This is a genomic window from Streptomyces sp. NBC_00038 (assembly GCF_026343635.1).
In the GTDB taxonomy this organism is placed as follows: Bacteria; Actinomycetota; Actinomycetes; order Streptomycetales; family Streptomycetaceae; genus Streptomyces.
This window is the reverse complement of sequence record NZ_JAPELQ010000001.1, coordinates 5064878-5078241: the sequence shown is the minus strand read 5'-3', so window position 1 is coordinate 5078241 and position 13364 is coordinate 5064878. Positions and strand designations below refer to the sequence as shown.

Sequence of the window (13364 nt, the reverse complement as noted above, 5' to 3'; positions counted from 1 at the left end):
GGCGCGGGGAACTGCGCGACCAGCCACAGATCACCCGCACCCGAAGGCGGCACCAGCCAGGCAGACGCGAAGGAACCCGGCACCTAGGCGGGAGCCATGAGCAGCGGCCGCGCCCGCTCCCGCAGCTCGACCACGCGCGGTTCGTCGCCGTACGGCTCCAGCCGGTGCAGGAGGTCCTTCACGTACTCGGTGGTGCGCGCGGAGGAGATCCGCCCGGCCACCTCCACCGCCCGCACACCCTGCGCGCAGGCCGCGTCCAGGTTGCCCGACTCCAGTTCGGCGACCGCCGAGACCACCAGGCGCAGCCCGTGGGACCGTACGAACTCCTCGGTCGGCTGCGACAGCGCCTGCTCGGTGAAGCGGCGCACCTGGCGCGGCGCCTTCAGGTCGCGGTAGCACTCGGCCGCGTCGGCGGCGAAACGGTCGTACGAGTAGAAGCCGAGCCAGGACGGGTCGTTGTCGCCGTCCCGGGCCCGCTCGAGCCAGCCCTCGGCGGCCCGCAGGGAGGCGCCGGCCGCGTGGGCGTCACCGGCGCGCGCGTGGGCGCGTGCTTCGACGAGGCGGAAGAAGCTCATGTTGCGGGCGGTGGCCAGGCCGCGGTTGCGTTCCAGGGCGGCCTGGGCGAGGTCGACGCCCTCGTCGCCGAAGCCCCGGTAGGTCGCCTGGAGGGACATGGAGGCCAGTACATAGCCGCCCAAGGGCACGTCGGCGGCCGCGCGGGCCAGCCGCAGGGCCTGGATGTAGTAGCGCTGGGCGGCCTCCTGCTGGCCGGTGTCGAAGGCCATCCACCCGGCGAGGCGGGTGAGTTCGGCCGACGCCCCGAAGAGGGCTCTTCCGACCTCGTCGGAGTACGAGCCGAGCAGCAGCGGCGCCGCCTCCACCCGCAGGCACTCGGGCACCATGGACGAACGCCAGTCACCGCCTCCGTACTTGGAGTCCCAGCGCCTGGCGTCCTCGGCTGCCTCGCGCAGCTTCAGCACATCACTGTGGCCGACTTTCTGCGGTGCTCCGGAGCCCTCACCGGGGCTCACCTCGCGCGCCACCGAGCTGTCGGCCGGGGTTATCAGCCACCGTGAAGCGGGAGTTGCGTAAGCGCTCACTGCGAACGATCCGGCCAGCGACTGCCAGATGCCACCACCGCCCGCCCGGCGCCCGGCGAGGTCGAGACGGTACAGCTCTGTCGCCGACCGCACCGCCTGTCCGACGTCACGAGGGAATGCGAGGCCCACCTCCGGTGCGGGATCCGCGTCCGCCAGGCCGATCTCGTGGAGCGGCACAGGGCGGCCGAGCTTCTGGCCGATCGCGGCCGCGATGAGGTGCGGCGCCGCACCTTGGGGCACCATTCCCTTCGACACCCAGCGCGCCACCGACGTCTTGTCGTAGCGAAGAGTCAACCCGCGTTGAGCGCCAAGGTCGTTGACGCGTCGTGCGAGTCCTGCGTTGCTGATTCCCGCGAGGGCGAGAACGGTGCCGAGTTTTTCGTTCGGCCCGCGTTGCTCCCTGGACATGCGCCACCCCTCGACACAGACGGCTGCCGCGCTGGCATAACCACGCGGCATTCGTAAACCCAGCGTAGTTCGCTGCATCCCAAGCGTTAAGGGGCATAGTTCCGGATGGCGGGATTGTGGTCCGTACGACAGTACGGACGGTTGCGGTGTGCTCCCGTTGTGTGGCCGTGCGCCCGTCCGTGCGCTCTTCTCCGGCCACCTCGGGAGCGCTTCCATGGATGGTGCGTGGGTCGGCCCGCTGTACTGGATCCAGTGGGCTGGGGGACACCGCCGCCTACATCCCCGCGGGCGGCGGACCGGTCCGGGAGGCGAACTCCGCCTCCCGGACTGTGCGTTGGCCAAGTGGTGCGGAAGGCCTGTACGGAGCGTGTGCAGGCCTGTCCGGCAAAAGTCGATTTGGCTGAAAATCGACTGTGGTCTTTGCGGGCAAATAGCGCTCCTACCACGTCACTTGAGGGCGCGCGGGGTGTTTTTGGGGAGTGTATCGGGGGCGCATTCACGTCGCAGATTTGTCGGTGGTTGGTTCTTGGTCCGTCGCCGGTGCGTGGCCGCTCGGTCGCCGCTCGGCCGTCGGTGCGTTGCCGCTTCGTCGCCGGTGACGCGCTGGTGAAGCGCCGGCGGGGCGCACTTCAGGGAGCGCAAGCCGCCCCAGGTGCCCTCCCGTGTGCCTCCTTCGTGGCAGCATGGTGCCCAGTTCGTACGGTGCACTGGTTGTCCACAGCCTGTGGAGGCGGCGATGCGGTGGTTGGTGGGGTGGAGCAGTACCGCCGCCAGAGCGCCTGAGATCGGCTCGGCGGGCGCAACGGGCAGCGACGGGGAGACCGTTCACCCGGTGGGTTCCCAACTCCTGTGGGGCGACCCCGATCCGCTCTGGGCCGTCGGCGACTGGCGCCCCGACGAGGTGCGCGTCGTCAAGGCGGACGCGCAGAACCGGATGGCCGTACTCGGCACCTGCGGAGCCTCCGACGAAGAGTTGCGAGTGGGACTGTTCGCCGCGCGCGGAGGGGCACTTCGCCATCTCACCGCCTGGTCCGGCAGTTACACCGCCGTCGTCCAGGTCGGCCGTCGCCTCATGGTCGCGGGCGACCTCGCGGGCGCACGGCCCGTCTTCTACACCCCCTGGGCGGGCGGTACGGCGTATGCGACCGCCGCCCTGCCGCTGGCCGACCTCATCGAGGCCAACCTCGACTTCGGGCACCTCGCGGCGCTGCTCGCCGCTCCCGACGTACCGGCCGCGGTGCACGACTCCACCCCGTACGAGGGCGTACGGCGCATTCCGCCGGGGCACGCGCTGATCCTGCGCGCCGGGGCGCGCGAGATCGCAAGCTACGAGCAGACCGTCTCCCTCGCCGTCGCCACCCCCTCGGCCGATCCCGCCAGCGCGGTGGACGCCGTACGTGACGCCCTCGTAGAGGCCGTACGCGCCCGTCTCGCCGCGCCCCGGCACGTGCCGGGGACCGATGTGGACCCCGGGCCCGTACCCGGGATGGGGCCCGCCGAGCGGCGGGCCGCGCGCGGGACGCCCGTCCCGGGGATCGGCGCCGACCTCTCCGGAGGGCCCGCCTCGGGGACGCTGGCGCTGCTCGCGGCGGGACTGCCGGGGGCGCCCGGGACGGTACTCGGGCATGGCACCGGGGCCGGTGAGCGTCTCCTCGCGGTCACTTTCAACGACCTCGCCGTCAGCGGGCGGGAGTCCGAGCTGGAGCGGGCGGGCTCCCTGGCCGCGAACCCCCGGCTGCACCATGTTGTGGTCGCCGGGGGCGAAGAGACGCTTCCCTACGCCGACTTGGACGGGCCGCTCACCGACGAGCCGGGTCCTTCGCTGGTGACCGCCGCCCGGCACCGGGCGCGGCTCTCCTCCGGGAGCGCCGACCACTTCACGGGGTACGGCGCCCGGCAGGTCCTGGACGCCCATCCCGCCCGGCTCGCCGACCTGTTGATGGACCGCAAACGCCGTCACCTGGTGAAGCCCGTCGCCGCGCTGGCCAAGGCGGACGGGTCCGTCATGGTCCCCGCGCGCGTGTACGGCGCGGCACGCAAGCTCGCCCGTACGCCGTACCGGACCGGAGTCGACATCCTCGCCGACCGGCTGATGCAGCGGCGGTTCGAGGAGCCGGGCGGTGCGGTCGGGGCGTCGCTCGCCGCGCTCACCTGGGCCAGGCCCGGGCCCGCGGCGCGCTGGCTGACCGGCGAGGCGCTCGCTGAAGTATCGGTTCGCCTGGGGGCTGCCTCGGGGCGGCCGGGTGTCGGTCCCGGCCAGCGGCCGGGCGACTTCCGCGCGCGTGCCGCCCTCGCGCGCCACGCGTCCGATCTGCGCGTCCTTGAACAGGCCGCCGAGATCCGCTTCCAGCGGCTGCACGCGCCGTTCCTGGACAACCAGGTCGTACGCGCGTGCCGCGCCCTGCCGGAGGCGCTGCGCGTGCAGCCCGGGGCGCGTGCGGCGATCCTCCGTACGGTGCTGGAGGGGGCCGGCGTGGGGGATCTGCCGCCCGGGTGGGGCGCGCCCTCGCACGCGTCCTCGGCGGCTGCCGCGCGTACGGGGCTGCGGGTGGCCGCGGATTCCCTGATCGCTCTGTTCGACACGCCTCTGCTGGCGCAGGCGGGTCTTGTGGAGGCGCGCGTCGTCCGCAAGGCGCTGCGGGCTGCTGCGGAGGGGGAGCCGCTGCCTCTGGACGGGCTGGCGGATCTGGTCTCCCTGGAGCTGTGGTTGCGGCGGTTGCTGGCTCGGCGGGGGACCTGTTGGACGGGGACGCCGGCTCGGCAGCGGGCGGTGCCTGCGGGGATTGTGCCGCAGGGGCGGGCGTTGGGGGCGGGGGCTGCTCGCCGCGGTTAGCCTGCTGTGCCGGGTGGTGGGTGGGTCGGGGGCGTGCCGGTACGTCCGCCCGTCGCCGCCGGATCAGACGTTGGGCGGGAAGGAAACCGTCCGGTGACGCGAACGTACGCGACGGGCTTTGGACGTACCGGCACGCCCCCTTCCGCCGGTGGGCGGGTGCGGGGGGTCTCGGCATGTTCAGTCCGGCCGGTCCGGTGTTTGAGGGCGAGGTACGCCGATCCGTGGCGGCTGCGTTCTTCCGCTCCGGGGAAGCATGTTCAGCCCGTCCGCCGCCTGAAGTGATCCCCACCCACCTGTAGGGGCTGGGGTTTCAGCCTGTCCGGCCTTTGAGGGCGAGGTTTGCCGTCCCGGTCCCCCACCCACCCGTGGGGGCTACGCACTTCAGCCCGGCTGGGGGAGATCTTTCAGCCCGTCCGGCGTTTGAGGACGAGGCGGTGCCGTCCCGATCCCCCACCCACCCGTGGGGGCTCCACTTTTCAGCCCAGCTGGGCACCATCAGCCCGTCCGGCGTTTGAGGACGAGCCCTTCGGGCGAGCGGGGGTCTGGGGGCGGAGCCCCCAGAAGCAAGGGACGGGTAGGGGCGGAGGGGGCGAAGAAAGCTTGTCCAGGCGGCCGCGGCGGGGTGCCCTGGGGGGCTCGCCGGAGAAAGGCGGTGCTCCTCGGGGTGGGGGCGGTGAGAATGGGTGGGTGCGGTACGGGATTCTGGGGGTCACCCAGGTGGAGGACGACCGGGGGGCCCTGGTGGCTGTGGGCGGCCCCCGGGTACGGGCGCTGCTCGCTGCCCTGGCCCAGCGCCCCGACCGGACGGTACCGCCGGAGACGCTGATCGACGAGGTGTGGGCGGACGAGCCCCCGCAGGACGCGCCCGCCGCGCTGCAGGCCCTGATCGGCCGCCTGCGCCGGGCGGTCGGGAAGGACACGGTCACCTCGGAGGCCGGCGGCTACCGACTGAGGGCCGCCAAGGAGGACGTGGACCTGTTCGTCTTCGAGCACCTCGTGGGGAAGGGCAAGTCCGCCCTCGCACACGAAGACGCCGCCACCGCCACCGACCACCTGCGCGACGCACTCGCCCTCTGGCGGGGCCCCGCCCTCGCGGACCTCCCGGACCGCACCGCCGCGACCCGCCCGGAGGCCCTGCGCCTGGAGGCGACCCGGACCCGAGTCGAGGCCGACCTGCGACTCGGCCGCGCCGGCGACGTCGTACCGGAGCTGAAGGAACTGACGGAGGCTCACCCGTACGACGAAACGCTGCAAGCACTGCTCATCCGCGCCCTGCGCGAGACCGGCCGCGGCGCACACGCCCTGGCCGCCTATGAGGGGGTCCGGCGCACCCTGATGGACGGACTGGGTACCGATCCCGGGCCGGAACTACGCGCCCTTCATGCGGAGTTGTTGGATGGGGAGGGTGGAGGTGAGCCGGGCGCGTCGGCTCAGGGCCCGGCACCGAGGGACTCCTCCCGCGCCGCACGTCACGGCAACATTCGTCCGCGTTTGAACTCTTTCGTGGGGCGGGAACCCGAAATCGACGCCATCCGTTCGGATGTGCAGAGGGCACGACTGGTCACTCTGACCGGACCGGGGGGTTCGGGCAAGACCCGCCTCGCCGAGGAAGCCGCCGCCGGGCTTCCGCAGGCGTGGCTGGTCGAACTCGCCCCGCTGGACCGGCCGGAGGCGGTCCCCGGCGCCGTGGTCAGCGCCCTCGGTCTGCGCGAAACCGTGCTGATCACCAACGAGATGTCGGGGCCGCAGTACGACCCCGTCGCCCTGCTCGTCGAGTACTGCGCCCAGCGCAGCGAGCTCCTGATCCTTGACAACTGCGAACACGTCATCGGCGCCGCGGCCGAACTCGCCGAAACCCTCCTGACGCACTGCCCCGGGCTCACGATCCTCGCCACCAGCCGTGAACCCCTGGGCGTGCCCGGCGAGTTGCTGCGCCCGGTCGAGCCCCTGCCGCCCGATCCGGCGCGCCGGCTCTTCCTGGAGCGGGCGTCGGCAGTACGTCCCGATGCCGACGCCGCGCTCCACGACTCCGCGGCGGTGGACGAGATCTGCCGGCGGCTCGACGGTCTGCCCCTGGCCATCGAGCTGGCCGCCGCGCGGCTGCGGCTGCTCACGGCCCGGCAGATCGCCGACCGCCTCGACGACCGCTTCCGGCTCCTCACCTCCGGAAGCCGCACGGTGCTGCCCCGCCAGCAGACCTTGCGCGCCGTCGTCGACTGGTCCTGGGACCTGCTCGACGAGCGGGAGCGGACCGTGCTGCGCGAGGTGTCCGTCTTCGCGGGCGGCTGGGACCTCACGGCCGCGGAGGCCGTGTGCACCGGGCCCGCCGCCGACCTCATCGGGGCACTGGTCGACAAGTCCCTGATCGTCGCGACGCCGTACGACGGTGGTGATGGCGGTGATGGCGGTGGTGGGGGAAGTGACGGTCGCTCGGGAGTCGTCGGCGGTATGCGGTACCGCATGCTGGAGACGATCCACGAATACGCCGCCGAGCGCGCCGCCGAGGTGCCCGAGCTGCGTGCCGCTGCCGAGCGGCGCCATCGCGCGTGGGTGCGCGCGCTGGTCGAGGAGGCCGAGCCGTTGCTGCGCTCCGCCGAGCAACTGCCGTGGATCCGGCGCCTGGAGACCGAGCTCGACAACATCCGGGTGGCCATCTACCGCGCCGTCGTCGTCGGTGACGAGGAGGAGGCCGGTGCCCTCGTCCTCGCGATGGGCTGGTTCTGGTGGCTGCGCAACTTCCGCCGGGAGGGCGCGGAGTGGACGGACCTGGTGCTGCGGCTGTGCACGGTCAACAGTGGCGCTGCCCCGTCCGGGCCCGGGCGGTGCGACAACCCGGGTGTCGCGCGCGGCACCGGCCGGGACGACCCCCTCGCCCATCTGTCAGCCGTCGACCCGGTGGTGGCCTTCCTCGCCACCCGGACCCCCACCACCGGTGCCGACCGCGACGAGCAGCACCCGCTGTACGACATGCGGATGAGGCTGCGGATGCTGAACCTGTTCATGACGGTGGAGACCGACCCGCTGGCCCGGCAGGGGGACGAGCAGATGCGCGAGTACATCGTGCGTGTGCGGTCCGTCTTCGCGAAGGGCGGTCCGGTGGCGGCGAGCATACCGGGCATCATTTGGCCGATGACCGTCCACTTCCTGGGCGGCAGCTCGGACGACATGCGGCCCGCCATGGACGCGGCGGTCGCCAACTGCCGTGCGTACGGCGGTGAGTGGGAGGTCGGCGTCACCCTGATGTTCCGTACGCACATGGTCGTCGACGCCCCGGGCGGGATGCCGGGCGTGGACGACGACCTGGCGGAGCTGCGGGTGCTCAGCCGACGGGTGGGCGACCGCTGGATGCGGGCCCAGGTGTGCAGCGCGGCCGGTGAGGCGGCCATGGCGCGCAGTCTCTTCGAGGAGGCGAAGGGGGAGTACGCGGAGGCGCTGCGGCTCGCCTACGAGGTGGGCGCGTACGCCGAGGCGCCCTTCCTCCTGGCGCGGCTGGCCGAGATCGCCTACCGCGCGGGCGAGCGGTCCCGGGCGCTGACCGCTCTGGACGAGGCGAGCGCCGCGTCCGATCGGTACGGGGTGCCGGACGCCCGCGCGTTCGTCCTCATGCTGCGTGCCCAGATGGCCCTGGACGACGGGGAGTTCGCTCTCGCCCGCGAACTGTACGAGAAGGCACGCGTGGAGAGCGTCCGGGGAACTCCGCCCCCGCAGTTCGTGGCCGCACTGGACTGGGTCGACGCGCTCATCACGGCCGCCCAGAGCGGCCCGGAGCCCAGTCTGCGGAAGCTGTCCGACGCCCTGCTCGCGGCGGCGACCGGACGCTGCGCCGATGTGGTGCTGGCCGGCCTCGTCGACTGCGCCGCGGGCCTTCTCTCCGACCTGAGCGACCATCCGCGCGCGGCCCGCCTGCTCGCCGTCGGTACGCGATGGCGTGGCGGCCATCCCCGGCCCGTCCAGGAGCATGCGGTGGCCGAGCGCACGGAGGCCGCCGCGATCACGGCCCTCGGCCCCGTCGGCTACGAGTCCGAGCGAGCCACGGGTACGGACTTCACCAGGGACGACGCCCTGCGGGACCTGGCCGAGGCGCTGAAGGAGCATCCCGCTGCCTCGTAGCCGCGCGGCGTGGAGGTGGTCACCCGCGCACGAACGCAGCCGCGCGCCTCGCAGGTCCTCACTCGCACAGGAACTTCGACTCCGCCCAGTCCGCCAGTGCCGTCGTGTCGAAGACGGAGTGGGGTTCGACGACGAGGCGGATGGTCTTGCGGCCGGTGAGATTGACATGGAGCGGGACCGCCGGGTCGCCGCCCTTGATCAGCGGAGACTGCCACATGCGTGAGCCGTCGGCGTACACGGAGAAGCGCACCTGCCCCAGGCCCAGGGTCATGTCGTCGATGCCCACGACAGCGTCGTACGCCGAGCAGCTGCGGTTGAGGTCGATGGTGACGGAGGACTGGCCGTGGACGGTCACCCCGTGCGTGTACTGCTTGTCCGCGATCGACACCCCGTAGCGCTGCCACACCCAGCTGCTCTCGCCGAGCCGCATCTCGGGCTTGGTGCCGTCTCCGTTGACGCCGTAGTCCAGTTCGCTCCACTGGTAGACGGCCGGCGCGGGCGGAGGCGGCGGCGTCGGTGTGGGGGTCGGAGCAGGGGTAGGGGTCGGCTTGGGTGTGGGCTTCGGCTTCGTCGGGGTGGGCGAAGGCGTGGGTGTGGGCTTCGGGGTGGGCTCGGGCGTCGGAGTGGGGGTCGGTGTCGGAGCCGGCTCGGGCGCCACCACGGGCGGCTTCGGCGCGGGCTCCTTCTTCGGCGGCTTGGGCGACGGCAGCGGTACCTCGACGGCGGGCGAGGTGGCCGGCTTGGCCTCGGGCTTCTTGGGCGGGGCTTCGCTGCCGGCCAGGGCGAGCGCGATCGCCGTAGCGGCCACCGCGACGACACCCGCCGCGATACCGGCCTTGACCGGCGCGCCGAGCCCCTCCGAGGCCGCCGCACCGCCGCCCGCGCTCGCACCGCCGGAGCCGCCGGCCGCCGCGGAGGCGGCACCCGCCGCTCCGGCCGCACCCGCGCCCGCGCCACCGGCGATGAGCGCGGCGACCTTCGCGTACCCGGCGGCACCGAACCAGCCGATGACCGCGATCGGCACGAACGCCGGGATCCCGCTGGCGACTTCCTTGATCTGGCCCGCCGCGAGGCGGCACTTGGCGCACTCCTCCAAGTGCTTGCGCAGCCCGCGTTCGGCGCGCGTACGCAGCCCGCCGCGGGCGTAGGCGCCGAGCCGGTCGGCGTAGCGCGCGCACTCCCCGTCCATGGTGAGCGTGGCGCTGACATGCGCCTGGAGGTAGGCCTGCTTGAGGCCCTCGCGGGCGCGACTGGCCAGTACCCGCGTGCCGTTGGCGTCGAGTCCGAAGAGCGTGGCGACCTCGCTCGGCGACTCGTCCTCGACCTCCGTGTGCCACAGCACGGCCTGCCAGCGCTCCGGCAGCGACCGGAACGCCTGCATGGCCATGGACTGTTCGGCCTCGTGCATCGCGCGCACATCGGCGCCGAGGTCGAGTGTGTCGTCGTCGGACACCTCGGAGCCGCGGGCGGCCTGCGCGGCGAACACCGCGAAGTCGTCGACCAGTTGCTCACGCTTCGCCGTCTTCGTCCAATTCGCGGCGACCCGGCGGACGGTGGTGAGGAGATACGCGCGTACGGCGTGCTCGGGGCCACTGCCGCCGCGTACCGCCTGCAGCATGCGGGCGAACACCTCGGCCGTGAGGTCGTCCGCGGTGTGCGCGTCCCGGCAGCAGGTGCGGGCGTAACGGCGCACGGCCTCGGCATGGCGCCGGTACAGCCCCTCGTACGCCGTGTCGTCGCCCGCGCGCATCCGCTCGATCAGATCGGCGTCGGACGGCGGCAGATCGAGCGGGAGCGGCAGGACGCCGCCGCTCTCCCGCCGGTCGAACCGGTCGCGCTGCGGCGGAACGCTGGGATCGGGCGTCGAGGGCGCGGCACCGGAGGGCACGGCACCCGGGGTGCCACCCTGCGGTCCGCCCTGGCTGGGTACCTGCCTGGGCGGCAGCCCGCCGGTTTCCGTGTCGCCGTCCGCGTCACCGTCACCGAGTGACTCGTCCCGACCGTCAACGCTCATTGCGGAAAGCCCCCGCCTGCACACTCGGACCCGAATACCGGGCAAGACTGCCACAGGCTTCACGGACGTGACGCCCCAGTACGGACCAACCACTCGTCCGTGGGGACTTCCCATACGACAGCACTAGCGGTCACTCTTTTGGGGAATAGTCAACGAACGGCTCCCGGTGGGGAGTTGGCGCCTTGCCTGAAATGTCCGGAGTGTCGTACGTGGCGCCTGGTACGCGAGTGATGCGGCACCCGCGCCCAGGCAAGCCCGGTGTCCGGTGTTCGGGGAACCGCTCACGCGGGACGCGAGCGCAGCCCCTCCAGCAGGATGTCGAGAAGCCGGGCCGAGGCCGCGGCCTGCTGGGCGGGGTCCGGCAGCGAGGGCGCCGCCGTCGCGATCACCAGCAGTACGTCCGCCACGGTCACGTCCGCCCGCAGCTCGCCCGCCGCACGCGCCCGCTCCACCAGCCGTCCTACCACGTCGAGCAGCTGCGCCGCACCGGCGTCGTCCGCCGCCGCGACCAGCACCTCGTCCGCGGGCACCGACCGCTGCTCGACGAGCCGCAGCTCGGGAGCGAGTTGGGACCGCTGCTGCGGCACCCGCGTCTCGTCCGCCTCGGTAGCGTCCTCCGCGACGCCGACCCGCAGTATCTGCGGCGGCAGCAGCCGTCCCGCGCCCGAGGCCACCGACGTACGCAGGAAGCGCGAGAGCGCCGACCACGGCTCGTCCTCCTGCCCGAGCGCCGAGCGCGCCTGGTCCGTCAGCCGGGAGGTCTCCTCCTCGGCTATCCGGCGGACCAGGACGTCCTTGCTCGGGAAGCGCCGGTACACCGTGCCGACACCGACCCGGGCGCGACGTGCCACGTCCTCCATCGGTGCGCCGTACCCCAGCTCGCCGAAGACCTCGCGAGCCGCGCGCAGTACGTGCTCCAGATTGCGCTGTGCGTCCACGCGCAGCGGCGTCGTACGCGATCCGTTGCCGGGACCGCGGCCTTCACCGCCCGCTGCCGCGCCGACCATGCCACCGGACGCGGTGGCGGACGCGGATGACCAATGAGATTCCTGAATGTGCATAAGTGTTCCCCCGGTTATGACCGTCTCCCCCCGGAGACTCTCCCCGCCATCGGCAGCCGGAGCGTGCGGGAACAAGCTTGTGTGCACGAGTCCGTCGTACGGACTCGACTAGCGCATCCCCCTACACCCCGTCGACACACGAACATAGTTGAGAGGGGGTCAATTCAGAAGGGGCAGGTTCCGCACGGAGCGCCGCCCGATCGGAGTATGGATCGTTTACGTCCCGTTTGCACCCCCATTCGGCACCCCATGCACCCCCACTGACCTGCGCGTCTTCCCTGCACTCCGCAAATTCGGCAACCCCCGCGCGTTGACGGCGGCCGGTCACACAAATTGTCGGGGCTGTGGACAAACTCCAGAGGTAGGTGCGTCATGGGATGGTGAAGGAACGTACGCGCATTCTCATGGTCGGCGGCGGCTACGTCGGGATGTACACCGCTCTGCGCCTCCAACAGAAGTTGAAGGCCGAACTTAAGCGGGGCGAAGTCGAGATCACGGTCCTCTCCCCGGACCCGTACATGACTTATCAACCGTTTCTTCCCGAGGCCGCAGCGGGCTCCATCTCGCCGCGCCACGTGGTCGTCCCGCTGCGCCGGGTACTGGACCAGTGCAGGATCGTCATCGGCGAGGCCCGGTCGATCGACCACGCCAAGCGCACCGTCACTCTCACGACCCTCGCCACCGAGGAAGAGGGCGCGGGCGCGGAACAGATCTCGTACGACGAACTCGTCCTCGCCCCCGGCTCGATCGCGCGCACCCTCCCCATCCCCGGTCTCGCCGAGTACGCCATCGGCTTCAAGACCGTCGAGGAGGCCATCGGCCTGCGCAACCACGTCATCGAGCAGATGGACATCGCCTCCTCCACCCGCGACCCCGCGATCCGCGACGCGGCCCTGACCTTCGTCTTCGTAGGAGGCGGTTACGCGGGAGTGGAGGCGCTCGGCGAACTCGAGGACATGGCCCGCTACACCGCGCGCTACTACCACAACATCCGGCCCGAGGACATGAAGTGGATCCTCGTCGAGGCCTCGAACCGCATCCTCCCCGAGGTCGGCGAGGAGATGGGCAAGTACACGGTCACCCAGCTGCGCCGCCGCAACATCGACGTACGCCTGGAGACCCGCCTCGACTCCTGCGCGGACCGGATCGCCGTCCTCAGTGACGGCGCCCGCTTCCCGACCCGTACGGTCGTGTGGACCGCCGGAGTGAAACCGCACCCGATCCTCGCCGCCAGCGACCTCCCCCTGAACGAGCGCGGCCGGCTCAAGTGCACCCCCCAGCTGACCGTCGACGGCGTCACGCACGTGTGGGCCGCGGGAGACGCGGCCGCCGTCCCCGACGTCACCGCGGAACCCGGCACCGACACGGCGCCCAACGCCCAGCACGCGGTACGCCAGGCCAGGGTCCTCGGCGACAACATCGCGCACTCCCTGCGCGGCGAGCCGCTCGAAACGTACTCCCACAAATACGTCGGCTCGGTCGCGTCCCTGGGGCTGCACAAAGGCGTCGCACACGTCTACGGGCGCAAGCTGAAGGGCTATCCTGCCTGGTTCATGCACCGCGTCTACCACCTGAGCAGGGTGCCTACCTTCAACCGCAAGGCCCGTGTGCTCGCCGAATGGACCCTGTCGGGGCTCTTCAAGAGGGAGATCGTCTCTCTCGGATCGCTCGAACATCCCCGCGCGGAGTTCGAACTCGCGGCCGGTGGAAAGCCTCCTCTCGACCCGAAGCTCGGCCCGAAGGGGTCGTCCTGACCGGACCCAGGAACTACACCGGTCAGGACTGCGTCTGACGGATGTCGGTCCGGTCGGCCAGACTGGTCCACGACCTTGGGCGGG

At 72.0% G+C, this 13364-nt stretch carries 6 protein-coding genes; 3 read left to right on the top strand and 3 right to left on the bottom strand.

Translation table 11 applies throughout. The features are described from left to right. Positions 1 to 83 precede the first annotated feature (83 nt). Positions 84 to 1508 (bottom strand): MFS transporter, encoded by a 1425-nt coding sequence (locus OG219_RS22855; protein ID WP_266459137.1) that lies wholly within the window; start codon positions 1506 to 1508, stop codon positions 84 to 86. A gap of 736 nt (positions 1509 to 2244) precedes the next feature. Between OG219_RS22855 and OG219_RS22850 the strand changes: the two genes are divergently transcribed. Continuing rightward, positions 2245 to 4341, top strand: a complete 2097-nt coding sequence (locus OG219_RS22850) for an asparagine synthase-related protein (RefSeq protein ID WP_266829299.1) — start codon at positions 2245 to 2247, stop codon at positions 4339 to 4341. A gap of 687 nt (positions 4342 to 5028) precedes the next feature. After that, complete coding sequence (locus tag OG219_RS22845; RefSeq protein ID WP_266829297.1) at positions 5029 to 8451, top strand: BTAD domain-containing putative transcriptional regulator; 3423 nt, start codon at positions 5029 to 5031, stop codon at positions 8449 to 8451. A gap of 58 nt (positions 8452 to 8509) precedes the next feature. Here OG219_RS22845 and OG219_RS22840 read toward each other — a convergent pair whose 3' ends face one another. After that, positions 8510 to 10465, bottom strand: coding sequence for a sigma-70 family RNA polymerase sigma factor (locus OG219_RS22840; protein WP_266829295.1), 1956 nt, complete (start codon positions 10463 to 10465; stop codon positions 8510 to 8512). Between the two features lie 281 nt (positions 10466 to 10746). Next, positions 10747 to 11526, bottom strand: coding sequence for a TetR/AcrR family transcriptional regulator (locus OG219_RS22835; RefSeq protein ID WP_266829293.1), 780 nt, complete (start codon positions 11524 to 11526; stop codon positions 10747 to 10749). 377 nt (positions 11527 to 11903) lie between these two features. On the opposite strand from OG219_RS22835, the gene OG219_RS22830 reads away from it, so the two are divergent. Continuing rightward, a complete protein-coding gene (locus tag OG219_RS22830; protein WP_266829291.1) occupies positions 11904 to 13280 on the top strand; it encodes an NAD(P)/FAD-dependent oxidoreductase in 1377 nt (458 codons plus the stop codon). Positions 13281 to 13364 lie beyond the last annotated feature (84 nt).

Excerpts from the sequence above, each read along its gene's own strand:
- OG219_RS22835 (WP_266829293.1), bottom strand. The coding sequence starts at position 11,526 with ATGCACATTCAGGAATCTCATTGGTCATCCGCGTCCGCCACCGCGTCC.
- OG219_RS22855 (WP_266459137.1), bottom strand. The coding sequence starts at position 1,508 with ATGTCCAGGGAGCAACGCGGGCCGAACGAAAAACTCGGCACCGTTCTC.
- OG219_RS22850 (WP_266829299.1), top strand. The coding sequence starts at position 2,245 with ATGCGGTGGTTGGTGGGGTGGAGCAGTACCGCCGCCAGAGCGCCTGAG.
- OG219_RS22830 (WP_266829291.1), top strand. The coding sequence starts at position 11,904 with ATGGTGAAGGAACGTACGCGCATTCTCATGGTCGGCGGCGGCTACGTC.
- OG219_RS22840 (WP_266829295.1), bottom strand. The coding sequence starts at position 10,465 with ATGAGCGTTGACGGTCGGGACGAGTCACTCGGTGACGGTGACGCGGAC.